Annotated in this window: 25 protein-coding genes, 1 tRNA gene and 1 pseudogene; 15 read left to right on the plus strand and 12 right to left on the minus strand. The window is 69.9% G+C overall.

The annotated features are described in order from the left end of the window. Positions 1-23: 23 nt before the first annotated feature. The 3 genes from ACGFIE_RS23590 to ACGFIE_RS23600 are packed head-to-tail and all read right to left on the minus strand — an operon-like array spanning position 24 to position 1226. The gene (locus ACGFIE_RS23590; RefSeq protein WP_363686665.1) at positions 24-485 is read right to left on the minus strand and encodes a RidA family protein; all 462 of its coding nucleotides are present in this window, start codon (positions 483-485) and stop codon (positions 24-26) included. 55 nt (positions 486-540) lie between these two features. Continuing rightward, positions 541-696, minus strand: coding sequence for a DUF4177 domain-containing protein (locus tag ACGFIE_RS23595; RefSeq protein WP_007466198.1), 156 nt, complete (start codon positions 694-696; stop codon positions 541-543). Between the two features lie 44 nt (positions 697-740). Next, positions 741-1226 carry a hypothetical protein gene (locus ACGFIE_RS23600; RefSeq protein ID WP_393297936.1) on the minus strand — a complete coding sequence of 162 codons (486 nt, stop codon included), beginning with the start codon at positions 1224-1226 and terminating at the stop codon, positions 741-743. Between the two features lie 811 nt (positions 1227-2037). On the opposite strand from ACGFIE_RS23600, the gene ACGFIE_RS23605 reads away from it, so the two are divergent. The 3 genes from ACGFIE_RS23605 to ACGFIE_RS23615 are packed head-to-tail and all read left to right on the plus strand — an operon-like array spanning position 2038 to position 4790. Further along, entirely contained in the window at positions 2038-2580 is a 543-nt protein-coding gene (locus ACGFIE_RS23605) for a hypothetical protein (RefSeq protein WP_393298109.1), read from the plus strand. Positions 2581-2606: 26 nt separating this feature from the next. Then, positions 2607-3584, plus strand: coding sequence for an ArsA-related P-loop ATPase (locus ACGFIE_RS23610; protein WP_363686668.1), 978 nt, complete (start codon positions 2607-2609; stop codon positions 3582-3584). Between the two features lie 54 nt (positions 3585-3638). Then, entirely contained in the window at positions 3639-4790 is a 1152-nt protein-coding gene (locus ACGFIE_RS23615) for an ArsA-related P-loop ATPase (RefSeq protein ID WP_363686670.1), read from the plus strand. A 6-nt stretch (positions 4791-4796) separates the two neighbouring features. Here the strand turns inward: ACGFIE_RS23615 and ACGFIE_RS23620 are convergent, their stop codons facing one another. After that, entirely contained in the window at positions 4797-5117 is a 321-nt protein-coding gene (locus ACGFIE_RS23620; RefSeq protein WP_007466209.1) for a WhiB family transcriptional regulator, read from the minus strand. 405 nt (positions 5118-5522) lie between these two features. Between ACGFIE_RS23620 and ACGFIE_RS23625 the strand changes: the two genes are divergently transcribed. Then, on the plus strand, positions 5523-7934 hold the full coding sequence (locus ACGFIE_RS23625; RefSeq protein WP_393297940.1) for a penicillin-binding protein: 2412 nt from the start codon (positions 5523-5525) through the stop codon (positions 7932-7934). Positions 7935-8054: 120 nt separating this feature from the next. On the opposite strand, the gene ACGFIE_RS23630 is transcribed toward ACGFIE_RS23625, so the two are convergent. Next, on the minus strand, positions 8055-8510 hold the full coding sequence (locus tag ACGFIE_RS23630; protein WP_393297943.1) for a GatB/YqeY domain-containing protein: 456 nt from the start codon (positions 8508-8510) through the stop codon (positions 8055-8057). Positions 8511-8535: 25 nt separating this feature from the next. On the opposite strand from ACGFIE_RS23630, the gene ACGFIE_RS23635 reads away from it, so the two are divergent. Further along, complete coding sequence (locus tag ACGFIE_RS23635; RefSeq protein ID WP_393297946.1) at positions 8536-9429, plus strand: metallophosphoesterase; 894 nt, start codon at positions 8536-8538, stop codon at positions 9427-9429. A gap of 117 nt (positions 9430-9546) precedes the next feature. Further along, a tRNA-Pro gene (locus ACGFIE_RS23640) sits at positions 9547-9623 on the plus strand. 65 nt (positions 9624-9688) lie between these two features. On the opposite strand, the pseudogene ACGFIE_RS23645 reads toward ACGFIE_RS23640, so the two are convergent. Beyond that, a pseudogene (locus ACGFIE_RS23645) lies at positions 9689-10102 on the minus strand (tyrosine-type recombinase/integrase); the annotation flags it as partial. A gap of 381 nt (positions 10103-10483) precedes the next feature. On the opposite strand from ACGFIE_RS23645, the gene ACGFIE_RS23650 reads away from it, so the two are divergent. The 6 genes from ACGFIE_RS23650 (at position 10484) to ACGFIE_RS23675 (ending at position 15397) form a co-directional block, all read left to right on the plus strand. Next, positions 10484-10645 carry a hypothetical protein gene (locus ACGFIE_RS23650; RefSeq protein WP_393297949.1) on the plus strand — a complete coding sequence of 54 codons (162 nt, stop codon included), beginning with the start codon at positions 10484-10486 and terminating at the stop codon, positions 10643-10645. 14 nt (positions 10646-10659) lie between these two features. After that, a complete protein-coding gene (locus tag ACGFIE_RS23655) occupies positions 10660-11211 on the plus strand; it encodes a GNAT family N-acetyltransferase (protein ID WP_393297952.1) in 552 nt (183 codons plus the stop codon). A 497-nt stretch (positions 11212-11708) separates the two neighbouring features. Then, positions 11709-11915: a TauD/TfdA family dioxygenase gene (locus ACGFIE_RS23660; RefSeq protein ID WP_393298112.1), complete on the plus strand. Its 207-nt coding sequence runs from the start codon at positions 11709-11711 to the stop codon at positions 11913-11915. After that, entirely contained in the window at positions 11912-12829 is a 918-nt protein-coding gene (locus ACGFIE_RS23665) for a hypothetical protein (protein ID WP_393297955.1), read from the plus strand. The genes ACGFIE_RS23660 and ACGFIE_RS23665 overlap by 4 nt, the downstream gene beginning before the upstream one ends. Before the next feature lie 947 nt (positions 12830-13776). Continuing rightward, positions 13777-14031 (plus strand): hypothetical protein, encoded by a 255-nt coding sequence (locus ACGFIE_RS23670; RefSeq protein ID WP_393297958.1) that lies wholly within the window; start codon positions 13777-13779, stop codon positions 14029-14031. A 433-nt stretch (positions 14032-14464) separates the two neighbouring features. Continuing rightward, positions 14465-15397, plus strand: a complete 933-nt coding sequence (locus ACGFIE_RS23675) for a GNAT family N-acetyltransferase (RefSeq protein WP_393297961.1) — start codon at positions 14465-14467, stop codon at positions 15395-15397. Positions 15398-15506: 109 nt separating this feature from the next. Here the strand turns inward: ACGFIE_RS23675 and ACGFIE_RS23680 are convergent, their stop codons facing one another. Next, complete coding sequence (locus ACGFIE_RS23680; protein ID WP_363686679.1) at positions 15507-15980, minus strand: hypothetical protein; 474 nt, start codon at positions 15978-15980, stop codon at positions 15507-15509. 136 nt (positions 15981-16116) lie between these two features. Between ACGFIE_RS23680 and ACGFIE_RS23685 the strand changes: the two genes are divergently transcribed. Next, positions 16117-17394, plus strand: a complete 1278-nt coding sequence (locus ACGFIE_RS23685) for an MFS transporter (RefSeq protein ID WP_393297964.1) — start codon at positions 16117-16119, stop codon at positions 17392-17394. A gap of 97 nt (positions 17395-17491) precedes the next feature. On the opposite strand, the gene ACGFIE_RS23690 is transcribed toward ACGFIE_RS23685, so the two are convergent. Further along, positions 17492-19198: a bifunctional metallophosphatase/5'-nucleotidase gene (locus tag ACGFIE_RS23690; protein WP_393297967.1), complete on the minus strand. Its 1707-nt coding sequence runs from the start codon at positions 19196-19198 to the stop codon at positions 17492-17494. A gap of 322 nt (positions 19199-19520) precedes the next feature. Here ACGFIE_RS23690 and ACGFIE_RS23695 point away from each other — a divergent pair, with 322 nt between their 5' ends. Continuing rightward, positions 19521-20318: an alpha/beta fold hydrolase gene (locus ACGFIE_RS23695; RefSeq protein WP_393297970.1), complete on the plus strand. Its 798-nt coding sequence runs from the start codon at positions 19521-19523 to the stop codon at positions 20316-20318. Here ACGFIE_RS23695 and ACGFIE_RS23700 read toward each other — a convergent pair. Both ACGFIE_RS23700 and ACGFIE_RS23705 read right to left on the minus strand, forming a co-directional pair. After that, complete coding sequence (locus ACGFIE_RS23700) at positions 20295-20999, minus strand: histone deacetylase (protein ID WP_393297973.1); 705 nt, start codon at positions 20997-20999, stop codon at positions 20295-20297. The two genes, ACGFIE_RS23695 and ACGFIE_RS23700, sit on opposite strands and share 24 nt — an antisense overlap. Before the next feature lie 9 nt (positions 21000-21008). Further along, entirely contained in the window at positions 21009-21788 is a 780-nt protein-coding gene (locus ACGFIE_RS23705; protein ID WP_393297976.1) for a phosphodiesterase, read from the minus strand. Between the two features lie 214 nt (positions 21789-22002). On the opposite strand from ACGFIE_RS23705, the gene ACGFIE_RS23710 reads away from it, so the two are divergent. After that, complete coding sequence (locus tag ACGFIE_RS23710; RefSeq protein WP_393298115.1) at positions 22003-23379, plus strand: diguanylate cyclase; 1377 nt, start codon at positions 22003-22005, stop codon at positions 23377-23379. 26 nt (positions 23380-23405) lie between these two features. Here the strand turns inward: ACGFIE_RS23710 and ACGFIE_RS23715 are convergent, their stop codons facing one another. Continuing rightward, entirely contained in the window at positions 23406-24467 is a 1062-nt protein-coding gene (locus ACGFIE_RS23715) for an aspartate-semialdehyde dehydrogenase (RefSeq protein ID WP_393297979.1), read from the minus strand. A gap of 5 nt (positions 24468-24472) precedes the next feature. Continuing rightward, positions 24473-25738 carry an aspartate kinase gene (locus ACGFIE_RS23720; protein ID WP_007466238.1) on the minus strand — a complete coding sequence of 422 codons (1266 nt, stop codon included), beginning with the start codon at positions 25736-25738 and terminating at the stop codon, positions 24473-24475. Between the last annotated feature and the right edge of the window lie 152 nt (positions 25739-25890).

Raw genomic sequence — 25890 nt, forward strand, 5'->3', positions numbered from 1 at the left:
ACCGCGGGACGGTGGCGGTGCGGTCAGGCGACCTCGACGATCAGTTCGATCTCCACCGGGGCGTCCAGCGGCAGCTCGGCCACCCCGACGGCGCTGCGGGCGTGGCGGCCGGCCTCACCGAAGACGGTCCCGAACAGGTCGGAAGCGCCGTTGATCACGGCGGGCTGGCCGACGAAACCGGGGGCCGACGCCACGAAACCGGTCAACTTGACCACCTTGATCACGTTCTCCAGGCCGACGAGCGAGTCGACAGCCGCCAGCGCGTTGAGCGCACACCGCTGGGCCAGGTCCTTCGCCTGCTCGGCGGAGATGCCGGCGCCGACCTTGCCGGTCGCCAACAGCTTGCCCTCGGCGATCGGCAGCTGGCCGGAGACGTACACGTGCTGACCGGACTGCACCGCCGGCACGTAGCTGGCCACCGGCGGCACCACGTCGGGCAGTTCGAGACCCAGCTCGGCGAGCTTCGCGTGGGGACCGTTGCTCATCGCGTCACCCCCTGGTTCGCGACTGCGCGGCCCGGCTGCGCCGCACTCCCCGCGCTCACGCCTTGGGCCGCTTCAGGTACGCCACCAGCTGGTCCGGGTTGGGGCCGGGGACCACGGCGACGAGCTCCCACCCGTCCTCACCCCAGTTGTCGAGGATCTGCTTGGTCGCGTGGACCAGCAGAGGGACCGTGGAGTATTCCCACTTCTGCATCGCTGGAGGGCTCCCTCGTGGTGCGGACTTCGTCGGGGCACAGCCTACGGTCCGCTGGCCGGACGAGGCGCGGGACGCTGCTCCGGCGTGGCCGGCAGCTCTCCACAGGGCCCCTCGTGCTCGTACCCCTGGGGGCAGCGCGACCGGTCGGGCAGCAGCAGGTCGCAGAAGACCCGGTGGCGGTTGTTCTGGTCATCGGCGTTGGAAACCGTGGTCTCGCCGGCGTCCAGCTCCGGCAGGAAGCCCAGTGAGTCCGCGACCCGACCGGCCAGCGCGGTCGCCGAGGCCAGGTCGGACACCCGGATCGGTAGGTGGATCACGAACCCGGCCTCGTCGTCGTCCCGCGGCCGCTCCACGGGCCGGCTCGACAACCGGATCACCTCCGGGGGCTCCGGAACCCGGCGGTACGACCGCTCGTTGATGGGCAGGCTGCCGAACGGCCCGCCGGCCACCTCTCCCACGGACCCGGGCCGGCGCTGCCGGTCGTTTGTCGGGAACTGGATGCGAGGGATGTTGTCCGCGTCGCGCATGAACTGCCTCCGGTCGTACCTCTCGGATCACGCTTCCGGCCCGGACCATCCATCCGTTCCGGCCCCCCGCCCGGACGAAGGTAGGTCCAGAACGGCGATCCCGACAACAGGACGCGCACGATCAGTCACCGAGAGTCACATATACGACAGATGGCCGGTAGGAATCCCGACTGCGAGAGATGTCATCGTCCGGATGATGCGCTCGATGCCGTGCGGCGCGCGGCAGGGGCGACACTGGCGCGACGGTTGGCCGCTACCCTTCCGGTCGGACGGTCGCACAGCGCCCGGCCGCCCGCTCGATCTCGCTCGGCGCCAGGGGTGGCGGCCGGGCGCCGCACCCCCGGGGGACGAGATGACCCAACCGCCCAGCGGCGACCAAGCCGGCCCGCGCGCCCTTCCGTCGGCACACCCGGAGTCCACCGGTCAGCCCGAGACGTCGGCCATCCCCGGACAGCCCGGCCCGACGGTCGCCGGCCAGCCCCCGACGCCCTCCGGCCAGTCGATCCCCGTCCAGCCCAATCCGACGGCCCCCTCGGGGGAGTCCGACGCGGCGACCGGCCAGGAGCAACCCGGAGCGTCGGCCACACCCGGTCAGCCGGCCAGCGCCACACCGCCCGGCCCGTCCGCCCAGCCCGCCCTTCCCGGGGCGCCCAGCCAGCAGGCTGGTGCCAGCCAGCCCGCCCCTGCCGGCCCACCCTCTCCTGCCGGCCAGCCCATCCAGTCGGGGCAGTCCGGCCTCCCCGGGCAGCCCGCGCCGGGGGCGTTCCCCGCGCAGCCGGGCGTACCGACCCAGCCCGCCCCGCCCTCTGGTATCCCGCAGACAGAAGGCCCGCCCGGCTCGCCGGCACCTCCGGGCGCGATCCCGCCACCGCCGCCCGGCTACCCGCCGTACCAGGGCACCGTCGAGCCGAAGAAGAAGCGCGGTCTGTTGATCGCGGCCATCGCGCTGGTCGTGATCATGGTGCTCTGCGTGGGCGGCGGCGTCGTGGCGTTCCTGACCCTGCGCAACGCCGAGTCCGGCGAGGGCGCGAAGGAGCCGGCGGTCGCCGTCGACGAGTTCCTCACCGCCGTCTACAAGGATCAGGACGCGACCAAGGCCGGCAAGCACGTCTGCGCCGCCTCGCGGGACGACAAGAAGATCGCGGCGAAGGTGGCCGAGGTGAAGAAGTACGCCTCCGAGTACCAGAACCCCCGATTCAAGTGGACCACCCCGAAGGTCGACAACCAGACCGGCGACCGGGCCACCGTCTCCACCCACATCACCATGACCACGGCCGACGAGAAGGTCGCCGACCAGGACCTGCGCTTCACCGTGGTGCAGAAGACGGGTTGGTGGGTCTGCGAGGTCGCGTGACCGGCGAGCCTGGATAGGCTCGACGGGTGCGTGCAGCTGAGCGGCCGTCCGACCCGGCCGGTACCGGATGGTCGGCCCGTCTCCACGTCGTGACGGGGAAGGGCGGCACCGGCAAGACCAGCGTGGCGGCGGCGCTGGCCCTGGCGTTGGCTGCCGGTGGTCGGCGCACCCTGCTGGTGGAGGTCGAGGGTCGGCAGGGCATCGCCCAACTCTTCGGCATCGACCCGCTGCCGTACGAGGAGAGGCACCTCGCCGACGCGCCGGACGGCGGTACGGTGCGCGCGCTCGCGGTGGACGCCGAGGAGGCGTTGCTCGAGTACCTGGACATGTTCTACAAGCTGGGTGCGGCGGGCCGGGCCCTGCGCAAGCTCGGTGCCATCGACTTCGCCACGACCATCGCCCCGGGTCTGCGTGACGTGCTGCTCACCGGCAAGGTGAAGGAGGCCACCACCCGCACCTCGGGGCAGCGTCGCGCGTACGACGCGGTGGTCCTGGACGCGCCGCCCACCGGCCGGATCGGCCGCTTCCTCAACGTCACTGCCGAGACGGCGCGGCTCGCCAAGGTCGGCCCGATCAAGACCCAGAGCGAGGGTGTCTCCGCGCTGCTGCGCTCCCCGATGACCGCGGTCCACGTGGTCACGCTGCTTGAGGAGATGCCGGTGCAGGAGACGGTGGACGCCATCGCCGACCTGACCTCGCTCGGCTTCGGCATCGGAAAGGTGATCGTCAACGGCGCCCGACCCGCGCTGCCGGCCGGTCCGGCGGTGACCGCCGCGGAACTCGAGCGCGGCCTGGTCGCCGCCGGGCTGCCGGCCGATCGGGACATCGTGGCCGGATTGCACGACGAGGCGCGGGACCAGCTCATCCGGCGCGAACTGGAGGATTCGCTCCGCGCCGACCTGGTGGAGTTGGGGCTGCCGATGATCGAGCTGCCGTTGCTGCCCGACGGGGTGGACCGGACGGGCCTCTCGACACTTGCCCGGGCCCTCGTCAGCGCCGATTGACTCACACCTGAGCTCAGCACGGGCGCATGGACCGACGCGGCCCGATACGCTCGATTGGTGCCTTCCGAAGACGCGGCGCCGCAGCTGGACGTCGACCAGATCCTCGCCGACCCTGGCGTGCGGATCGTCGTGTGCTGCGGTGCCGGCGGGGTGGGTAAGACGACCACCGCCGCGGCCCTGGCGCTGCGGGCCGCCGAGCAGCACGGCCGGCGCACTGTGGTGCTCACCATCGACCCGGCCCGCCGGCTGGCCCAGTCACTGGGCCTGACCGAGCTGGACAACACACCCCGGCAGGTCAAGGGGATCGACGTCGAGGCCAGCGGCGGTGAGCTGCACGCCATGATGCTGGACATGAAGCGCACCTTCGACGACGTGGTGCTTCAGCACACCGACCCGACGAAGGCCGCGGAGATCTTCGCGAACCCGTTCTACCAGGCGATGAGTTCGACCTTCGCCGGCACGCAGGAATACATGGCGATGGAGAAACTGGGCCAGCTGCACGCCCGGGGCGAGTGGGACCTGATCGTGGTGGACACTCCGCCGTCCCGCTCCGCGCTGGATTTCCTGGACGCGCCGGCCCGGTTGTCCCGCTTCCTCGACGGCCGGATGCTGCGCCTGCTGCTGGCGCCGGCGCGCAGCGGCGGGCGGAGCATGTTCAACCTGGTCACGGCCTCCTTCGGGATGTTCTCGAAGGTCGTGCAGAAGGTGCTCGGCGCACAGTTGCTTACCGACCTGTCCGGCTTCGTGGCCGCGCTCGACTCGATGTTCGGAGGTTTCCGGCAGCGGGCCGAGCAGACGTACCGCATCCTGCAGGCGCGGGAGACGGCCTTCGTGCTGGTCGCGGCGCCGGAGCCGGACGCGGTCCGGGAAGCCGCCTACTTCGCGAGCCGGCTGCGGGAGGAGAAGATGCCGCTGGCCGGCCTGGTGCTCAACCGGGTGCACCGACCCGTGGTCCCGCAGCTGGACGCCGAGCAGAGTGGGGCCGCCGCGGAGCGGCTGGCCGAGCTGGGTGGGCACGAGGCCACCGCCGACCTGCTGCGGGCGCACGCCGCTCTGGCCCGTCAGGCGGTACGCGAGCAGGAGGTCGCCGCGCGGTTCACCGAGGCGTTCCCGGCGGTGCCGGCGGTGTCGGTGACGGCGCAGCCCGCCGACGTGCACGACGTCGACGGGCTGCGGACGATCGGCGCGGCGATCAGCCGGTCGTGACCGGCGTCAGGTGGCCGCGCTGACGAGGATCTTGTCCTTGCCAGCCTTGTCCTTGCTGTTCTTCTTCATCGCTGCCTCGAACATCTTGCGCCAGCTCGTCACCTGGGGGTGACGACGCAGCAACGCCCGGCGTTCGCGTTCGGTCATACCGCCCCACACACCGAACTCGATCCGGTTGTCCAGCGCGTCGGCCAGGCACTCGTACCGAACTGGGCAGCTCCGGCAGATCCGCTTCGCCACGTTCTGTTCGGCGCCCTGTACGAACAACGCGTCCGGGTCCCCGTTCTGACACGCCGCCAGCGACGGCCAGTCAGTGATCATGCCCATGTGTACTCGTCCCCCCTTGCAGTACCTACCGACCTCGTTGCACGGCAGCCGGCAATTTCCCCCCGATCGCCCGGCCCGCCTTCCCCAAGGCGGTGCGGACGACATGTGGCGCTGTCGCCGCCATCATCATGCTCTGTAGTCGACTGATTACGCAACGTTGTCGGCGAAATCCATCATTCCGGACACTCCCGGCTTCCCGGGCTCTCGACCGCCGGTTACCCCGCCGAGGTCGGCGAAAACGCTGCGGGGCCTCCGCCGAACGGTGAAGACTCACGCCAGGTCACACGCAACCTCGTACCGGGGGTCATGCGTTTAGCACAACGAGGGCAGCGCGCGCAGGAAATGGGGAAAGAACTCCCAGGCGCCCCTCGTTCCCTACTCGCGTACCATGCCGAGGTGACCTGGATGCGGAAACGTGACCACAATGTGCTGACCAACGCCGCATCGCTGCTCATATGTGGCCTGTTGGCTGGCGTGGTGGTAGCTGCGGCGGCCTTCCCCGCGGTGGCGATGTCCGGCTTGGCCGCGAAGGCCGGCGCAGAGACATTCGGCAACCTGCCGACGGAGCTGACGGTGGCCCGCGCGCCACAGATCAGCTACCTGCTGGCGTCGGACCGCAAGACGCCACTGGCGACGATGTTCGACGAGAACCGCCTCGACGTGGGGCTCAAGGACATCTCGCCCTACATGATCAAGGCCATCATCGCGGCCGAGGATCACGACTTCTACAAGCACAACGGCGTCGACATCAACGGTGTCGCCCGTGCGTTCGTCAACAACCAGAGCGAGGGCTCCGGCCGGCAGGGCGCCTCGACGCTGACCATGCAGTACGTCCGGCTGGCCATCGCCTACTCGGCCACGCACCCGGCCGACGTGGTAGCGGCGACCGAGGACACCAGCGCCCGCAAGCTCCGCGAGATGCGGCTGGCCCTGCAGGTCGACAAGGAGTTCTCCAAGGACGAGATCCTGACCCGCTACCTCAACCTCGCCTCGTTCGGCAACGGCGCGTACGGCATCTGGGCCGCCAGCCAGGTCTACTTCGGCAAGCAGCCGAGCAAGCTGAAGATCGAGGAAGCCGCGCTGCTGGCCGGCATGGTGAAGGCGCCGACGACGAACGACCCGACCACCAAGAGCGGCTATCCGCTCGCGCTGGACCGGCGTAACTACGTCATCCAGAACATGGTCGACACCAAGGCCATCACCCAGCAGGAGGCCGACGCCGCCAAGGCCGTCAAGCTGAAGGTGCAGGACAAGCGCACCCCGAACGGCTGCGTCTCCGCCAACGTCACCAGCTGGGGCTTCTTCTGCGACTACTTCTACCGCTGGTGGATGGATCAGGAGACGTTCGGCTCGACCCGGTACGACCGGGAGCGCCGGCTGAAGAGCGGCGGCTACACCGTCGTGACCTCGATCGACGTGCAGGCACAGAAGGGCGCGGACAAGGCGGTCCGCAAGGCCAAGAAGGAGACCAGCAAGGAAGCCGCCATGGTCGCCGTGGTGGAGCCGGGCACCGGCCGGGTGCGGGCACTCGCGGTCAACAGGCAGTTCAAGCTGGACGACCCGAAGAAGCCCACGAACAAGATCTCCAGCGACCCGGCGAAGAGCCGGCGGGGCATCAAGGGCAACTACCCGGCGACTGTCAACCCGCTGCTCAGCGGCGGCGACGGCATCGCCGGCTACCAGGCCGGCTCGACCTTCAAGATCTTCACCATCGTCGCCGCGCTGGAGAAGGGCATCCCGCTCAGCTACTCGTTCAACGCGCCGCAGCAGTTCAAGTCGGAATACATCATCGACAGCAGCAGCAAGGCCGCCTGCCCCGGCACCCACTTCTACTGCCCGACCAACTCCGGCAACAAGCCCGGCGGCGTGCAGAACATGTGGACCGCCTTCGCCCAGTCGATCAACACCTACTTCGTGCCGCTGCAACAGCAGGTCGGCGCCGAGAACGTGGTCGACGTGGCCAAGCGGGCCGGCATCCAGTTCCGGGCCAGCAACGACGCCAAGTTCGCCGCCACCAAGGACGCCGCCCACCAGTGGGGCGCCTTCACCCTGGGCGTCTCCGCCACCACGCCGCTGGACCTGGCCAACGCGTACGCGACGCTCGCGGCGGACGGCAAGTACTGCGAGCCGATCCCGGTGGAGGAGATCCGCGACCCGGACGGCAAGAAGCTGGACATCGCCAACCCGCGCTGCGAGAAGCGGTTCAGCACCGACGTGGCCCGCGCCGCCGTGGACGCCGCCCGCTGCCCGGTCGGCGACAACTCCACGACCAGCAAGTGCGGCAGCAGCCGCACCGCCGGTGTGGTGAAGGGCATCGTCGACGCGCCGGTGGCCGGCAAGTCCGGCACCACGGACTCGGAGAAGACCGCCGCCCTGGTCGCGATGACCAAGCAGTACGCGGTGGCCGGCATCATGGCCGACCCGGACTGGCCACAGACCAACGTCGAGATGAAGCACGAGCAGAAGGACGGCATCAACCCGCCGGTGTACGAGACGCTGCGGGACGCCATGAAGGGCAAGCCGCGGATCAAGTTCGAGCCGCCGGGCCAGAAGATCTCCGAGGGTGACCAGCGCAGCATCCCCGACGTGAAGTGCCAGCCGGTGGACACCGCCAAGTCCCGGATCAACGGTGCCGGCTTCGAGCCGATCGTCTCCGAGACCAAGGTGCCGTCCACCTGCCCGGCGGGCACCGCCGCCGGCACCAGCCCGGACGGGCGCACCATCAAGGGCGGCATCGTCACCATCCAGATCAGCACCGGCGGCGGCGCTCCGCCGGGCACCAACAAGCCGAAACCGCCCGGCCGCCCCAACGGCTGAGCCGACACGCGGGCCACACGAAACGGGCGGGCACCCACTGCGGGTGCCCGCCCGTTTCGTCGGGCCGGAACGGCGCCGCCGACTTGTTCCCAGGTGAACAGCTACGGCAGGGCCGGCGTGTCAGAGGCCGAGCTGTCGGCGTACCTCGGCAGCCACCCGACCACCCTCGGCCTTGCCGGCCACTGCGGTCTGGGCCGCCTTCATGGCCGGGCCCATCTGGGCCTTGCCGGTGAAGCCGCCCGCGGCGAGCGCCCCCGCGACCAGCTCGGTCAGCTCGGCGTCGGAGAGCTGCCTGGGCAGGTAGCGGTCCAGCACCTCACCCTCGGCGGTCTCCTTCGCGGCCTGCTCGGCGCGGCCCGCGTCGGCGAAGGCGGTGGCCGCCTCCCGGCGCTTCTTGGACTCCTTGGTCAACACCGCGAGCACCTCGTCGTCGGTGAGCTCGCGCTTGGCCTTGCCGGCCACCTCGGCGGTGCCGACGGCAGCCAGGGCCATCCGCAGCGTGGAGGTGGTCAACTCGTCGCGCGCCTTGAGGGCGGAACGCATGTCGGCGGTGAGGCGGTCCTTCAGCGTGCTCATGGACGGTCAAACTACCCTGAACGCCATGCGAAAGCGCACACTATTCCGCCTTGCCGCCGGAACCGCCGCGGTCGGCGCGACCACGCTCGCGTACGCGTCGCTCGTCGAGCGCAACATGTTCACCCTCCGGCGGTACGACGTGCCGATGCTGCCGGCCGACGCGGAGCCGCTGCGCGTGCTGCACCTGTCGGACCTGCACATGATGCCCGACCAGGCGCGCAAGCAGCGCTGGGTGGCGTCGCTGGCCGCCCTCGACCCGGACCTGGTCGTGGTGACCGGCGACAACATGGCGCACCCGGGCGCGGTGCCGGGCGTGCTGCGGGCGCTGCAACCGCTGCTGGACTACCCGGGCGCGTTCGTGTTCGGCTCCAACGACTACACCGGGCCGGTGTTGAAGAACCCGTTCACCTACTTCCTGCCCGACCGGGAGTACACCGAGGGCGTCGACCTGCCCTACGAGGAGCTGCGCCAGGTGTTCACAGGCGCCGGCTGGGCGGACCTCAACAACGCCCGGACCACCCTCAAGGCGGGCGGCCGACAACTCGACCTGGTCGGCGTGGACGACCCCCACATCGACCGGGACGACTACCCGGCGGTGGCCGGCGCGGCCTCGTCCTCGGCCGACCTGTCCATCGCGCTGACGCACTCCCCCGAGCCCCGGGTGCTCGACCAGATGGCCGCCGACGGCTTCGGCCTCCTGCTGGCCGGGCACACCCACGGCGGGCAGGTCTGCGTCCCCGGGTACGGGGCGCTGGTGACCAACTGCGGGCTGCCCCGCTCGATGGCGCGCGGGCTGCACCGGTGGCCGGGGTCGGACTCCTGGCTGCACGTCTCCGCCGGCCTCGGCACCCACCCGACCGCGCCGATCCGCTTCGCCTGCCCCCCGGAGGCCAGCATCCTGACTCTCATCCCCCGCTGACCCCTGCACGCCGCGCCGGTGCCGGCCCCGGGTCCGGGCCTGGCGCGTCCGCGCCAGGCGGCGGGGGTACCGAGTTTGACCATCGGGGCGGGTGGGCTACTATTTGTCGGCACGCCTCGGGGTGTGGCGCAGCTTGGTAGCGCGCTTCGTTCGGGACGAAGAGGTCGTCGGTTCGAATCCGGCCACCCCGACCAGGTCAGAGGGCACATCCGATCCATGGATGTGCCCTCTAGTGCTTCCTGGGTGACCAACTGAGTGACTACGCCTCAGCAGTCGGCGCGAAGATGCGATCCATGACCGCCGCGCCCTGGAGCAGCACCGGCCGGAGCTGGTGACGGTAGACCAGCTCGGTGACCGTGGTGCCGGAGTGCCCGCACAGGTCGGCGATGTCCTCCAGGCTCACCCCGCTGTCGGACAGCAGCGACACGAAGCTGTGCCGCAGCTCACGCGGTGTCCAGGCAGCCGGATCGAGGCCGGCGAGGGTGACGACTCGGCGGAAGGCCCGGCGGACGTTGGCCGCATCAAGGGCAGTGCCGACAGTCGAGGCAAAGACCAACCCGAGCGGCTGCCAGTCCTTGCCGGCAGTCTTGCGCTCCTGGTCTTGGCCTACTGGGCGGGCCGGTACGCCGAGGCCGGTCGGTTTGCCGAGGCGGGCACGAACATCGCCGCCGGCACCGCCGGCACGACCTCCGTGTGGTTGCCGGTGAGCGCCGCCCGTGGATATGCCGCACTCGGCAACAGCGCCAAGGCCCTCAGCGCGATTCGGGCAGCCGAAGAGGCGTGGAACCGCGTCGAACCGGACGAGGTCGATGAGCTGGGCGGCATCTGCACGTTCAACCAGCCTCGCACGCTCTACTACGCCGCCGACGCCCTCGCATGGCTTCCCAACGAGGCAAATCAGGCAGTCGATTTCTCCACCCGAGCCGTCAACGCCTACGCCAACCCGAACGACCCCGCTTGGGCCTTCGGCGACCAGGCCGGATCGCACTCCGACCTAGCGATCGCACGGATCGCCGCCCGTGATCTGGAGGGCGCCGTCGAGGCCATCACTCCGGTGCTCGAACTGCCGACGAGCCAGCGCATCAACGGGATCGTGCACTCCGTGCAGCGGGTACACCAGGCCATCACCCGAGCCGGGCTGGCCGCCGAAGGACGCGACCTGCTCCAGCAGATCGAGGACTTCACCAGCACGCCTCTGAAGGCGCTTCCCAGGTAAGGCAAGATCGGGGCATGTACCCCGTGACGTTGAAGGGCCGCGCCGTCATCCTGCGAGAGTTCCGCAGCGACGACGCGGCCCCTTCTCTTGCGCTTGTGGGCGACGAGCGCGTGACCCAGTGGCTCTCGTTCGACAACCGCGACCTTGAAGCCGCGACGGCGATGATCGAGGTTGCGGTGAACCGCGCTAAGGCAGAGCCACGCAACGAGTACTACCTAGCTGTAACCCTGCCAGGGGACGAGTTGATCGACTTTAGCCGCCTCGGCTTGGACGGTGTCAAGGCAGCGAAGCTGGGCTACGCAATCCGGGCGGACCTATGGGGCCACGGATACGCCACCGACGCGGCACGGACGTTGACTGATTTTGGCTTCAGGAAGCTGGACCTGCACCGCATCTCCGCCGCCATCGGACCCGACAACGCCGCTTCCATCGCAGTAGCGGAACGCCTCGGCATGCAACATGAGGGACGCATTCGGGACCACGTCTTCACGAATGGTGAGTGGCGTGACTCGCAGCTGTATTCGGTGCTCGCCCACGAGTGGCGTCAGGCAAGTTGCGGCAACTAAGCTCTTCGCACCGCCTAGCCATTGAAGGAGCTAGTGGTATGGATCTTAAAGATCTCGGGCGGACGGCCAAGCGGTCAGGCTGGGTGACCTCCTCCGGAGACGTAGAGACCGTCCGAAGTGCAGCCGCGAAGCTTGGGTGGCAGGAAGTGGCAACCCGCAAGGGAGATCCAGCCGTCGCCGAGCTGCGGCCCACGAATGCCGATGATGCCCATCCCCAGTCGTTGAGCGCCATCCACGGGCTGGGCGCGCAGCCTCTTCATACGGACGGCGCTCATCTACGACGGCCTCCGGACCTCGTCATACTTGCTGCCCAAGAGCCAAGCGAGACACCGACGATGCTCTGGAGTTACTCCTCGAAGCTAACGAACCCCAAATTCCCATGGTCAAATCTTCCTAGATTTATAGGCGGTGGCCTATTCGTAGTCAGGGGTGGCGTGGAGAGCTTCCTCGCCGCCGCGTATTCCACTTCAAGCGGATTGCGATACGATCCGGGATGCATGGCCCCTTGTGACGAGCGAGCGCGGCGTACCGTGCAATTCTTTGAGGAAGCTTTCGCTCACGCCTACCGACACGAGTGGTCGGCCGCGAGCCAGTTGTTAATGATAGATAACCGTTCTTCTCTTCACGCACGCGCGGCCGTCGACGCTAGCGACAATGGGCGCATTCTTCGCAGGGTCTGCTTCTACTTGCCGGAGGAGAAGTGACCTCCTCGGAGTACGACGACGAGGCCCTATGGTTCAAGGCCAAGTTGTTCGTAAATCATGCAATGGACGACGATGAGCCCAGAGCGTTCGACGAGAGGGCTCTCTGGGCCTCGCTGGCGCTAGAGTTGCTCGCAAAGGCGGCGCTCTCTCGCGTTTCGCCACTGCTCATCGCGTCCCCGACGGAGGATGGTGGGAATCTGCTAATTGCAAGTGGGCTGATCGAAGGGGAGGGAAAGTTCACTTCAGTTAAAGCGCACACGTTGTATAGTCGCTGCCAGAAGGCGTTTAGACCCTTCAGCGAGCGCGATGCCCAACAAATCACCTGGGCCAGAAATTCCTATCTCCACGGCGGCTCCCCAACTTTTACATCGATTCCACCGGATGCTTGGTGGCCCCGTTTCTGGGCGCAGGCCGCCATCCTCGTGAATGCACAGGATAAGTCGCTAGATGATCTGGTCGGATCTGACCGGCTGCCCATCACTGAAAAGTATCTTGCTCAGAACAAGAAGAACATTGAGCATCGTGTTGAGATGCTAATCGAGCGGGGGCGGCAGCGGCTGGCGCAATTCAGGGCGGGAAGCCTCCCGGCCCGGTTGGCCAGGGAGTGGGCGAACCCGGCAGACCTCAGCTTCGGCTGGGAATATCGAACTGACCAGGCATGTCCGGCGTGCGGTTCCTCCGGCGTGCTTGAGGGAGCCGACGCTGAGAGCCGCGAGGTTAAATATGACGAGTTGGACGAGCACTATTACGACGTACTGCTAGAACTAACCATCCCTGCCGATCACTTCAGTTGCGAAACCTGCCGCCTCGTTTTTGATACGCCGGAGCTCATCGAGGCAGCGGGACTGCCAGCGACCTTCGTGACGGAGGGCGACTTTCGGGATTACGAGGACGACGACTACGGCAATGACTAGCCAAGATCAGGTCGGCACGGCAGGCACGGCATGCCCGTGTTGGTGAGAACTTTCTATACGTCTTCAAGGCGGCCCTGAACGAGCCGCACGCGCCGCAGCCTGGGCGCGCGTCCGTCGCTCCGCTGGCGCTCCGACTCCGGCCACGCAATACGCCCGGCGGCTGGCGCGGAGAGCGGGAAGCCCAGGGGCCGCCGCTGACGGTAGGGCCAGGGGTGGTTGAGGTTCGTGGGCCGGCAGCCGGCCGGGCCGCGCCCGATCGGCGCGGCGCAAGCGTGGGGCACGCCGGGTTCGCGCGGCAGGTCGCGGCCGTCGGGGTCGGGGTTGGCGGCGCGAGTGTGCCGGCCCGCCCCTCCAAGCTCAAGGGCGCTACGCGTCGCAAGCGACGGCCCTGCGGGCCGCCCTTGACCTTGGAGCCTCTGCGACCCTCGGGCAGGAGTCGTGGGCAGGCCGATGGCCTGCCCTTACAAGGTGCGCGCCGCCAACCCCGACCCCGACTCGTCGCCGGTCACTCCCAGGGCGTCAAGGTCCGCTTGACACGGCAGGCTCCGGCCAAAGGCCGGTTCCCAGACGGGGCGGGGTCCCACGGCAGAGTAGATAGTAAAGGCCGAGATCAGTGGCCAGAAGTCACTTTGCTGGCTGCGAGCCACGCATGGCGACTTAGTCGGATCTAGGACATTGCCTTCTGTTATCGGTAGCCTTCCCCGCCCTTTGATCATATGGTGAATCCGACGTACCCCCAGCAGTCGGTGGCGCACGCCTAGAGGAGAAGACGTGATTGGACCGATTCAGGCATGGCCGGGCGGGCCTCATCCTGCTCAAATTGCGGCTCTTCAAGCCCAGGAGGCAGCAGCTATCGCAGCTATCGCGGCTGCGCGGGCCGAGATAGACAGGATTGCTCGCCACCTGCTTCTTTTGCGCCGATGAGAACGCAATGGGAATACCTGGTCGTGAGCTTCGAATGGCGGCCCGCCGAACCGTTCTGGCAAGGCAAATATAAAGTGAGACGTCCAGGAGCAAAAGAGTCAGAGGAGTTTCCCGTCGAAAAGCAGTACGCAGAGCTACTGAACGAACTCGGAGCCGAAGGGTGGGAGCTCTCGACAGCATTGATACTTGACACCGTAGTCTCCACCAATGGTGCGGGCTTCAAGAACGCCGGTGTGCCAGTCTCGATCAGCTGGACCTTTAAGCGCCAAGTCTCGTAGCTCTCGTCGCTGTCACCCGTGCGGCAACCAAGCAGCAAGTTCGGTGCACGAGCGGCCGGTGGGTGACTAGCTGAGTGACGACGGATGTGAGCAGGGCCGGACATCCGTGGACTGCGGTGGACCCTGCAATCAGGTGTCGCTGCTGCATAAGCAGCTCATCGACGGCTGGATGTTCGTTCGGGACGAAGAGGTCGTCGGTTCGAATCCGGCCACCCCGACCAGAGGCCAGAAGGCCAGGTGAGATCGTCTCTCACCTGGCCTTCTGTCATTCCCCCTGGCGCTCTTCCCCATAGCCTCAGGCCGCCGCCACCCCGCGCCACCTCGTTGATCTCCAGGGACCTGAGCCGCAGGCGCTGGAGCCTTGCTCTAGCCGAGCGAGACGAGCCCCTCGGCCCGCGCGGATCATGGTGCTGAGCTTCGCTAGCCTCTGCACGTGATCTCCTACCGCGCTACCGCCCCTGCGGACCTCGACCGCGTGACCCGGTGGATCGTGACCGAGCCCGTTGGGTGGATCCCTGCCGACCGTTACCTGGCCGAACTGGCCGAGGACATGTACCGGCCGGAATGGACATGGATCGCCGAGCATGACGGCCAGGTCGTGGGACGGGCACTGTGGTGGGGGCCGAAGGGCAGCCCGCATCCGGTCGCGCTCGACTGCCTCGACGTGGATCCGGCCATGGGCGACCGTGCCGCCGTCGCCGCCGAGCTGATCAGGGCCGCGCTGGCCGGCTTCCCGGAGCCGGTGGAGTACATGATCAACGTCACCGGTGGCTGGCGTGACGATCCAGCCACCTTGGCGGCCGTGGAGTGGCGGCGGGCGGCGGCGCATGCGGCGGGCCTCACCCGCGAGGTGGAGCGGCTGCAGTTCGAGTGGGCACCCGCCGACGGGGTGCCCCCCGCAACCGGCAGGCTGCGGTTCACCGAGGCCTCCGACGAGGAGTTTCTCGCGGTGTTCAGGAGAATCGCCGACGGCAGCCTGGATGCCCAGACCCGTGCGAACCTGGCCGCCAAGGGCGTGGACGCGACCGTGCGCGAGGAGATGGACTTCTATCTCGGGGCGCCGGGCAAGCGGGAGTGGTGGCGGATCGCCTACACGCGCGAGGGCGAGGTGGCGGGCATGGCGATTCCCTCCGCGACCCCGTACAACGTGAACGTCGGCTATCTCGGGGTGGTGCCGGAGTTCCGCGGGCGCGGCTACGTGGACGAGGTGCTCGCCGAGATCACCCGTCTTCACGCGACCAACGGGGAGTCGCGCATCACCGCCACCACCGACATGGGCAACGCGCCGATGGCGGCCGCTTTCCGTCGCGCCGGATACCGCAACACAGGGATCCGGATCAACCTTTCCAACGACGTCCAGCCCTAGACGAGGAAAGGCCGGTGCCGACATTGCAACGCACCAGCCCAGACCGCCTCGCCGAAGCTATGGATCAGAGCGGGCGGGCGAACATGCCCTCGATGGGCCGGTGCTGGACTCAGTCCTGCCGCTCGGTGCGCTCGATCTCGACGAACGCGGCGGCCAGGTAGCCGTCGAGCGACCGGCCGGCGGACGACACCAGGTCGGCGACGAGCAGCGGCGCATGTCGCGCAACCGCCGCCGGCCCGGGAGGGTTGTCGTCGTCGCCCGGGTCGTACACGCCGAGCGCCCCGGCGAGAAGCACCAGCATCACGTGCGGGTCGACCTCCGGTCGCCAGGCGGCGGCCGAGCGTACGCAGCGTTCCAACACCTGGCGGACGTCGTCGCCGTCCAGCCCGTCCGGATGGGTCTCCTCAAGCAGCAACCGGACCACGACGCCGAGCACCAGGCCGGAGCGGTCGGCGCCGGTGAGCCGGTCGACCGCCGCCTCGTACGCCGTGGGGTCGCGCCCCTGGGCGGCGGCGACGGCCTCGCCGGCCGCGTTGGCGATCTCACGGGCCGACGCGGGCAGGTGCCGCCAGGTCACGCTCACCGGGCCAGCATGGCAGAGCACACCGACAGCCGCCGCACGCCCCGGCGTCGGCAGCGGTGCTGACTGCCGTGGCCTCGCTCACCGAGGCCGCTAACTGGTTCGCGTCTGGTCACACCCACCGAACAGAATGCTGGACATGCTGCGTCGAGCCCTGCCCCGTCGTCGGGAAGCCCGTTGGATCCTCCTCGGCACCCTGCTGTCGGCGATCGGGCGGGGCCTGACCCTGCCGTTCCTGTTCATCTACCTGACCGACGTGCGGGGGCTCACCGACACACGCGCCGGTCTGGTGATCGGCTGGTACGGCGTCGTCACCCTGGCGCTGTCGCCGCTGGGTGGGACGCTCATCGACCGGTTCGGCGCACGTCGGGTGGTGTTGCCGTGCCTGTTGATCGAGGCGGTGGGCACCGGTTCGCTGGCGCTTGTCCACTCGACCAACTCGGCGCTGCTCGTGATGACCGTGGTGGCCGTCGGCAGCTCGGCGATCTGGTCCGGGCAGAACACCATCCTCGCCTCGCTGACCGACGACGGTGAGCGGCAACGGATCTTCGGGCTGAACTTCGCGCTGCTCAACCTCGGCATCGGGATCGGCGGCATGACCTCCGGCGCGATCGTCGACACGGCACGACCCGGCACCTTTCAGACGATCTACCTGCTGGATGCGGTCAGCTACCTGATGCCGGCCCTGATCCTGTTGACCCTGCCGAGCGTCGGCAACCGGCTCGGCCACCGGTCCGCCGGCGACGGCCCGTCGAGCGGCGGCTACCTGACCGTGCTCCGGGACCGTCCGTTCCGCCGGCTCGTGATCTTCGGCCTGGTCCTCACCACCTGCGGGTACGCCCAGGTCGAGGTTGGCTTCGCCGCGTACGCCGTGCGCGTGGCCGAGGTGAACCCCCAGGTGGTTGCCTGGGCGCTCGCGGCCAACACGGTGATGATCGTGCTCGCCCAACTGCTGGTGATCCGCCGCATCGAGGGGCGCAGCCGCACCGGCGCGCTCGCCGTGGTCGGGGCGGTGTTCGCCGTCGCCTGGCTCGTCCTCGGCGTCGCCGGCGTGATCAGCACCGAAAACGCCCTGGTGGCCGCCCTGTGCGTGGTGGCCTGCTCGGCGATCTTCGGCCTCGGCGAGACGCTGCTGTCGCCGGTGATGCCGGCGCTGACCAACGCTCTGGCCACCGATGAGCTGCGTGGCCGGTACAACGCCATGAGTTCGATGATCTTCGGAATCAGCGGTGTCATCGGCCCGGTGACCGCCGGCCCGCTCCTCGGCGCGGCCAACGGCATGGTCTGGGTCGCGGTGGTGGTCGGCGGCTGCCTGGTGGCCTCGCTCATCGCGCTGTCCCTGCGCCGGCTGCTCACCGTCGACCAGGACGGCCGCCCGACGATCACCGCGCCCGCGCCGGCTCCCACCCCGGTCTGATCCGCACCAGGCAGGGACCCGGAGACGGGAATTGGGACGGGTCGGGCCCCGGAGCGGGTGCTTCGGGGCCCGATCGATCGTTGCCGGGTACGGGCCGTCAGGCGGCGGGGACCTCGGCGGTGGTACGGATGCGGTCGAGCGCCGGGGCGGCGACCGGCGACTGCGCGGTCAGGTACGCCACGAACGCGTCCAGGTCGATCTGGCCGGTGACCTGGTTGGTTCCTGCGGTGAGGGCGCTGAAGCCGTCGCCGCCCCCGGAGAGGAAGTTGTTCACAGTCACCCGGTAGGTGGCGGCCGGGTCGACGGCGGTGCCGCCGATGGTGAGGCTGCCCCGCACAACGCGCGTGCCGGCGCACGGGTCGGCCGCGGTGCCGGTGGTGCCGGCCGGGTCGACGACGTAGCCCACCGTGGACGACGGGTACAGCGTCCGGCCGGTGACGAACTGCTGCTCCAGGACGCAGTAGAGCTGCGCGCCGGTGAGGTCCAACGTCACCAGGTTGTTGGCGAACGGCTGCACCGTGAACGCCTCCTCGTAGGTGACCGGGCCGGCGTCCAGGTCGGCCCGGACCCCGCCCGGGTTCATGAAGGCGGCGACCGCGCCCTGCTCGTCGTCGCTGGCGGCGAGCTGCGCGTCAGCGATCACGTTGCCCAGCGGGGACTCACCCAGCGTCGTACCGAAGAGGGTTTCCTGGGTCTTGGTGAGCGCCTGGCTTGTCACGCCGACCTGGCGGTCGGCGACCGGGCCGAGCACCGTCTTGTAGCGGTCGATGAGTGCGGTCTGCCTCGGGTCCTTCGCCACGTCCCGGGTGACGACGACGTTGTTCGCGGCGGCGGAGATCACGTCGCCGGTCCGACGGTCGATCTTCAGGTCGATGTCGGTGACCAGGCGGCCGAACGAGCTGGCGCTGGTGACCAGCTTGCCGTTGATGTTGCAGTTGTACGCCTGGTGGGTGTGGCCGCTGACCACCACGTCGATCGACGGGTCCATCCGGTTGGCAATGTCCACGATGGGCCCGGTCATGCCGACGCAGTCGTTGATGCCGCCGGTCGCCGCCTGGGCGCCGCCCTCGTGCAGCAGTACGACGATCGTCTGCACGCCCTTGCGGCGCAGCTCGCGGGCGTACCGGTTGGCGGTCTCCGCCTCGTCGGTGAAGGTGAGGCCCGCGACACCCTGCTGGCTGACGATCTGCGGGGTGCCCTCCAGGGTCATCCCGATGAAACCGACCTTGACGCCCTGCACCTTGTGGATCGCGTACGGCGCCATCAGCGGCCTGCCGGTCGCGGTCTTGAAGGCGTTCGCGGACAGGTACTGGAAGCCGGCGCCCCGGTACGGGGTGCCGTCGGCGCAGCCGTCCACCGGGTGGCAGCCACCGTTCTGGATCCGCAGCAGCTCGGCGGCGCCCTCGTCGAACTCGTGGTTGCCGACGCTGGCGTAGTCCAGCCCGGCCATGCTCAGCGCCTCGATCGTCGGCTCGTCGTGGAACGCGGCGGAGAGCAGCGGAGACGCGCCGATCAGGTCACCGGCGGCGACGGTGATGGTGTTCTTCTTCTTGGCGGCGGCGCGCAGCTCGGCCAGGTGGGTCGCGAGGTATTCGACACCGCCCGCGGTCTGCCCGGCGATGGTGCCGCTGCTCCCGCTCGGCGGTTCGAGGTTGCCGTGGAAGTCGTTGAGCGCCAGCAGGGTGACGTCGACAGGCTTCGGTCGCGCGTCGGCCTGCTCGGGGGTTGTGGCGACCGCGCCGAGCGCTGCCACCGCGAGCGCGGTCAGGCCGACAGCGGCCCGACGCATCCCGGGTATGGACATGGAACTCCTCGTGAGAATCGGCGCGTGCGGTGCCCGGACTGTGGGTCGACCGGGCCGCCGACCGACGCCGTCGGAAGGGTCGGTCGCGAATGGCGGCGGTGGGAATCGCCGCCCGCCTCGACAGCCTCTCATCCGGACGCCTGTCGGTCGAGCCGGGCGGCGAATCCGAGCGGACGGGCCGGGCGGCCCGCCAGAGCTGCGGATATGCCGCCGGCCCGGAAACGCCCGGCAGAGCGGGTGGTCGATGCCGACCTGCCGGAGATCGTCGGGCCTATGGTCTAGAGAGGACGAGACGGCAGGCGGCGCGGATGGAGGCGGCATCGTGAGCGGAACAGCTCCAACTGTGGAGCAGGTGCGATCGGCGGACGGCACGCCGATCGCGTACGAGCGGTCCGGGGCTGGGCCGGCGATCATCCTGGTGGGCGGCGCGTTCAACGACCGCGGCACGACCCGGGCGTTGGGCGATGCGCTGGCACCGGATTTCACCGCCGTCGGCTACGACCGTCGAGGGCGGGGCCACAGCGGCGACACGGCGCCGTACGCGGTCGATCGGGAGATCGAGGACCTGGCGGCCGTGGTCGACGCGGTAGGTGGCAGCGCCGCCCTCTACGGGATCTCGTCCGGCGCGATCCTGGCCGCCCTCGCGGCCGCGCAGGGCCTGCCGCTGACCGGGTTGATTCTGTTCGAGCCGCCCTTCCAGGTGGGCCCGCACGTGGGCATCCGGGAGGACATCTCGGTGCGACTCGGCGAGCTGATCGCGGCCGGCGACCGGAACGGCGCGGTGGAGATGTTCCTCGTCGACTCGGTGGGCCTGCCGGCCGAGGCGGTCGCCGGGATGCGGGCGCAGCCGATGTGGGGTTCACTGGCCGCGATCGCACACACCCTGCCGTACGACGCGCTGGTGAGCGCGGGAGGTTCGTTCCCTGTCGACCGGCTGGGGACGATCACCACCCCGACGCTCACGGTGGACAGCACCGGCAGTCCACAGTGGCTGCGCGATGCGAGCCGGGCCACCGCCGAGGCGATTCCCGGCGGCCGATCCATCAGTCTCGACGGCGGCTACCACGAGGTGCCGACCGCCACGCTCGCCCCTGCGCTACGCGAGTTCCTGCTCGGCTGAGCTGAGCACGTCGGCGGTGACCGGCGTGGCTGCGGCGAGCGCGTCGGTGACCAGTGCCCTGACCGCGTCGGGCGGCCAGCCTCCCGCGACTCCGGGGCGCTGCGCCAGGTAGTCGGCGATCCGCTCGGCCGGCCAGCCGTGTGACTCGCGCAGCCCTTGGGCGATCATGCCCAGGTAGGCCGGTGCCGGTGGGCGGCATCGCACGGCCGACGCCGACTCGGGGGCGGTGAAGGTGAGCAGCGGGACGCCGGCACGCCGGCCGGGGCAGATCAGGGTCTCGTAGCGCCCCGGGCCGAGCGTCGCCCGCCCGTGGGCCACCGCCGCGTCGATTGCCGCGCCGGTAGCCGGGACGAGGTCGGCGGTGTCGTCGGTCGGGCGGTACATCTCCTGGGCGGCGATGTCGGTGAACTGCTCGATACTGACCAGGTAGGCCCGCGCGGCAGCCTCGCCCGGCAACTGCGGGTCGTAGAACGCCATCCCACCGGTCCAGGCGCCGGACTCGCCGGCGAAGTAGATCCCGCCCGGCAGCCACACCGGTGCCGACCGGCTCGGTGGGCGGGGGTCGCGGCAACCCGGGTACGTCCGCCGGCCGCCGGGCGGGCAGCCGCCGCCGATGTACCACGCCAGCCGGGCGGCGTGCATGTTCGAGCCGTACGCGACGTACCAGACCGTGTCGATCATGAGGTGTGGTCAGAAGCCGCAGGTCTGCCCGGCCGAGTGGCTGACCGTCACGGAGTGCGTCGTGCAGCCGCCCTGTTCGACGAGGTGCAGCAGGAACGAGGTGGGCTCGGCGACCCAGCCGATCAGGTCGTCGGCGGCCATCGTGAGCGTGGACTGTTTCCAGGTGCTGGGCGCCACGGTGAGCACGGTGCCCGCGTACCCCGTGGTGACGGTGCGGTGCAGGTGCCCGGAGGCGACCCGCACGACGTGCCGGTGCCGGCCGATCACCTCGGCCAGCGCGGGCCCGTCGGCGAGCCGGATGGTGTCCGCCGTCGGGATGCCGACCGCTACCGGCGGGTGGTGCAGGAAGATCGCGGCGGGCACGTCGGGTCGACCGGAGAGGACGCCGTCGAGCCAACCGAGCTGCTCGTCGCCCAGGTTGCCGCCGCCGCTGCCGGGGGTGAGCGAGTCGAGCACGACGACTGTCGCCGCCTCGTGGTCGACGTGGTAGTAGGCGGAGAATCCGCCGCCGAGCCAGGGCGTGCCCCCGAACGCGTCGAGCAGGGACTCCCGGTCGTCGTGGTTGCCGGCGGCCAGGTACACCGGAAGCGGGAACCGGCCGATCAGGTCGCGCAGCGCCGCGTACTCGTCGGGGCGGCCGTGGTCGACCAGGTCGCCGGTGATGACCACGCAGTCGGGGCGCGGGCGGAGGGCCAGCACCCGGCCGAGCGCCCGGTGCAGGCCGGCGGCGGGCTCGGCGGCGAGCAGACCGGTGGTCACGTGCGGGTCACTGAGCTGGGCGATGAGCATCAGGGCTCGCCTCCTCGGCGCGGGAACTCCACGCTATCGCCCGCCGCCGCTTTCCACAGCCTGCGTCCACAGCCTGTGGATAGCACATGTGTACGAAGCTCCGGCGGCCCTCGTCGGCGTGGGTACGCTTGATCGCGCCGACCCCTCCCCTACCTGGAACGACGTGCGAGTGGATCATCAGCGAGTCAGCCGTGACGTCACCGTCCGCCTGTCGATGGCGTCGAGCGCGCCGGAGGCCTGCCGGTGGACGGTCACCGCGCTGTCCCGCCACACCCCGGCCACCATCTCGGTGCTGCTCGAAGCCCACGACCGGCTGCGCTGTGTGGCGGCGACCGGCGCGTGGCAGGTCTTCGCGACAGTCCCGGCGCGCACCGGAATCGTCGGCCGGGTGTACGCGACAGGCGTGGCGGCGGTGATCCCGGACGTCACCGCCGACCCCGACTACCTCCCGGTACGCCCGGACGTGACGGCCGAGCTGTGCGTGCCCGTGCGCGACCCGGCAGGCCGGGTGATCGGCGTACTGGACCTGCAGTGGAGTGGGCCTGTCGACCTGGAGCCGTGGCGGGAGACCGCGCAACGGCTGGCGGTCCGGCTCGGCGCGCGGATCACCGCGCTGGGTGGCCCTCCGTCGGAGAGCCGCAGCGAGAAGCTGCTCCGGCACGCCGCCGCGCTCTCCGCCGCGTCGACCGAGGAGTCCGTGATCGGTGCGGCGACCTGTGCCGCCCGGGAGGTGTCCACCCTCTCCACAGCCGTTCTGCTGATCGGCGGCCCGCAGGGCGCCCAGGTCGGGCCGCCGTCGCTTGCCGACTGCGAGTTGGAGGCGCGCATCCGGGCGGAGTTGGCCGAGGCGGGGCCGGAGGCGCTCGGCCGGATCGTCGACCGGGCACACCGGTACGGCGCCGGCTACACGCTGGGCGAGGCGGGGCACCCGCCGACCGAGGACTACCGGCCGCTGACCCGGGCCGGGGTACGCACCCTGATCGCCGTTCCGGTCGGGCCGTCGGACGCCGGTGGGGCGCTGCTCGTCGCCGACGATCGGGCGCTACTGCCGGACCCGACCACCGTCAGCCTCATGGAGCTGCTCGCCGGGCAGGCGTGGACCAGCCTGGACCGACTGCGGACGCTCGCCCGGCTGCGGGAGCAGGCAAGCTCGGACCCGCTGACGGGCCTGCGGCACACCGGCCCGTTCGGGCAGCGGATCGCGGCGGCCACGCCGGGGCGTACGGCTCTGCTGGCGATCGACGTGGACGGCTTCAAGACGGTGAACGACACGTACGGCCATCAGGCCGGTGACCAGGTGCTGGTCGGGCTGGCCCGGGCGCTGGAGGGGGCGTTGCGCCACGGCGACGAGCTGTACCGGATCGGTGGCGACGAGTTCGTCGCGGTGATCGAGGTGAGCCGTCCGGAGGAGGCGGTCCGGATCGCCGAGCGACTGGCCGAGGCGGCCCGGCGGACCGGCCGCACGATAAGTGTGGGCGTCGCGCTGCCCCGCCCCGGCGAATCCCCCGACCGCACTCTACGAAGAGCCGACCAGGCCCTTTACAAGGTGAAGCGCCAGGGCCGAGACGGAGTCCACCTAGCCGCCGCCTGACCCCCACCGGCGTGACTCGGGAGCGGTCAGGCGGTGCGGAGTTCCTTGGCGAGGAGTTCGGCGATCTGGGCCGTGTTGAGGGCTGCGCCCTTGCGGAGGTTGTCGCCGGTGACGAAGAAGTCGAGGGCGCGCGGGTCGTCCAGGGCGCGACGGATCCGGCCGACCCACGACGGGTCGGTGCCGACCGCGTCGATAGGCATCGGGAACTCACCGGCGGCGGGGTCGTCGACCAGGATCACGCCGGGGGCGTTGCGCAGCGCCTCGCGGGCGCCCTCGGCGTCGACCTCGGTGGCGAAGACCGCGTGCACTGCCACCGAGTGGCCGGTCACCACGGGCACACGTACGCAGGTGGCGCTGACCTTGAGGTCGGGCAGGCCGAGGATCTTCCGCGACTCGTTGCGGATCTTCATCTCCTCCGATGACCAGCCGCCGTCGGCCGGCGAGCCCGCCCAGGGCACCACGTTGAGCGCCAGCGGTGCCGGGAACGGGCCGAGGTCGTCGCCGACCGCCTGCCGGACGTCGCCGGTACGCGAGCCGAGCACCCGATCCCCGGCGACCTTGGTGAGCTGGTCGTGCAGCATGTCCACGCCGGCCTGACCGGCGCCGGAGGCCGCCTGGTAGGAGGCGAGCACCAGCTCCCGCAGGCCGTACTCGCGGTGCAGGGGCGCGACCGCGACGATCATCGCGAGGGTGGTGCAGTTGGCGTTCGCGATGATGCCCCGGGGCCGGTTGCGGACCTGCTCGGGATTGATCTCCGGGACGACGAGCGGGACGTCCCGGTCCATCCGGAACGCGCCGGAGTTGTCGACGGCGATCGCGCCGCGGGCGACGGCGATCGGCGCCCACTCGGCGGAGACCTCGTCGGGGACGTCGAACATCGCCACGTCGACCCCGTCGAACGCCTCCGGGGTCAGCGCCTGGACGACCATGTCCTCGCCCCGGCAGCGCACCCGCCGTCCCACCGATCGCTCGGAGGCGAGGAGCCGGATCTCGCCCCAGACGTTGCGACGTCCGCTGAGCAGCTCACACATCACGGTGCCGACGGCACCTGTCGCTCCGACCACGGCGAGGGTGGGCAGCGCCGTCATCGGCGCTACCTACCCGTCCCGGCGTAGACCACGGCTTCGGTGTCGCCGCCCAGCTCGAACGCATCGTGGATGGCGCGGACCGCGGCGTCGAGGTCGGTGTCCCGGCAGACCACGGAGACGCGGATCTCGGAGGTGGAGATCATCTCGATGTTGACCCCGGCAGCGCCGAGCGCGGCGAAGAAGCCGGCGGCCACACCGGGGTGCGAGCGCATGCCCGCGCCGATCAGGGAGACCTTGCCGACGTGGTCGTCGTACAGCAGGCCCTTGAACTTGACCGGTTCCTGGATCTTGCTGAGCGCGGCCATCGCGGTCGGGCCGTCGGCCTTGGGCAGGGTGAACGAGATGTCCGTGCGGCCGGTGCCCTCGGTGGAGACGTTCTGCACGATCATGTCGATGTTGATCTCGGCGCCGGCGACGGTGTCGAAGATCGCCGCGGCGGCACCCGGCTCGTCGGGCACCCCGACGATGGTGATCTTGGCCTCGCTGCGGTCGTGCGCGACCCCGGTGATCAGTGCCTGCTCCACGGAAAGGTCCTCCATCGATCCGGTGACCATCGTGCCGGTGTTGGTCGAGTATGACGAACGGACGTGGATCGGCAACCCCGCCCGTCGGGCGTATTCCACGCTACGCAGGTGCAGCACCTTCGCGCCGCACGCGGCAAGCTCCAGCATCTCCTCGTAGGTGATGTCCCGGATGTGCCGGGCGTTGGGGACGATCCGCGGGTCGGCGGTGAAGACGCCGTCCACGTCGGTGTAGATCTCGCAGACGTCGGCGTGCAGCGCGGCGGCGAGCGCCACGGCAGTGGTGTCCGAACCGCCGCGACCCAGCGTGGTGACGTCCTTGGTGTCCTGCGAGACGCCCTGGAAGCCGGCCACGATGACCACCGAGCCCTCGTCGAGCGCGCCCTTGAGCCGCCCCGGCGTGACGTCGATGATCCGCGCCCGGCCGTGCACGGAGGTGGTGATCACACCGGCCTGCGAGCCGGTGAACGAGCGGGCCTCGTACCCCAGGTTGTGGATGGCCATGGCCAGCAGGGCCATGGAGATCCGCTCCCCGGCGGTGAGCAGCATGTCCAGCTCGCGGCCCGGCGGCAGCGGACTGACCTGGTTGGCCAGGTCGAGCAGCTCGTCGGTGGTGTCCCCCATCGCGGAGACCACCACCACCACGTCGTCGCCGGCCTTGCGGGCGGCGACGATGCGCTCGGCCACCCGCTTGATCCGCTCGGCGTTGGCGACGGAGGACCCGCCGTACTTCTGCACCACGAGTGCCACGACTGTGCACTCCCTCCCAGCGACCCTGAGCGTGCCGACGCCGCCGGAACCGGGGCCGGCGGCGCGTGTCAGACCCCATGAGGGTATCCGGCGGGTCACGGCGGCGGGTCGGGTGATCCCACCATCCGGCCCGCGCGGCCGTCCCGGCAACG

Source organism: Micromonospora sp. NPDC049275 (assembly GCF_043197115.1).
GTDB lineage: Bacteria > Actinomycetota > Actinomycetes > Mycobacteriales > Micromonosporaceae > Micromonospora.

Coding starts and splice junctions, on each gene's coding strand:
- ACGFIE_RS23590 (WP_363686665.1), bottom strand. CDS start 485: ATGAGCAACGGTCCCCACGCGAAGCTCGCCGAGCTGGGTCTCGAACTG.
- ACGFIE_RS23595 (WP_007466198.1), bottom strand. CDS start 696: ATGCAGAAGTGGGAATACTCCACGGTCCCTCTGCTGGTCCACGCGACC.
- ACGFIE_RS23600 (WP_393297936.1), bottom strand. CDS start 1,226: ATGCGCGACGCGGACAACATCCCTCGCATCCAGTTCCCGACAAACGAC.
- ACGFIE_RS23620 (WP_007466209.1), bottom strand. CDS start 5,117: ATGGGCATGATCACTGACTGGCCGTCGCTGGCGGCGTGTCAGAACGGG.
- ACGFIE_RS23625 (WP_393297940.1), top strand. CDS start 5,523: ATGCGGAAACGTGACCACAATGTGCTGACCAACGCCGCATCGCTGCTC.
- ACGFIE_RS23630 (WP_393297943.1), bottom strand. CDS start 8,510: ATGAGCACGCTGAAGGACCGCCTCACCGCCGACATGCGTTCCGCCCTC.
- ACGFIE_RS23635 (WP_393297946.1), top strand. CDS start 8,536: ATGCGAAAGCGCACACTATTCCGCCTTGCCGCCGGAACCGCCGCGGTC.
- ACGFIE_RS23655 (WP_393297952.1), top strand. CDS start 10,660: ATGTACCCCGTGACGTTGAAGGGCCGCGCCGTCATCCTGCGAGAGTTC.
- ACGFIE_RS23660 (WP_393298112.1), top strand. CDS start 11,709: ATGGCCCCTTGTGACGAGCGAGCGCGGCGTACCGTGCAATTCTTTGAG.
- ACGFIE_RS23685 (WP_393297964.1), top strand. CDS start 16,117: ATGCTGCGTCGAGCCCTGCCCCGTCGTCGGGAAGCCCGTTGGATCCTC.
- ACGFIE_RS23690 (WP_393297967.1), bottom strand. CDS start 19,198: ATGTCCATACCCGGGATGCGTCGGGCCGCTGTCGGCCTGACCGCGCTC.
- ACGFIE_RS23700 (WP_393297973.1), bottom strand. CDS start 20,999: ATGATCGACACGGTCTGGTACGTCGCGTACGGCTCGAACATGCACGCC.
- ACGFIE_RS23705 (WP_393297976.1), bottom strand. CDS start 21,788: ATGCTCATCGCCCAGCTCAGTGACCCGCACGTGACCACCGGTCTGCTC.
- ACGFIE_RS23710 (WP_393298115.1), top strand. CDS start 22,003: ATGGCGTCGAGCGCGCCGGAGGCCTGCCGGTGGACGGTCACCGCGCTG.
- ACGFIE_RS23715 (WP_393297979.1), bottom strand. CDS start 24,467: ATGACGGCGCTGCCCACCCTCGCCGTGGTCGGAGCGACAGGTGCCGTC.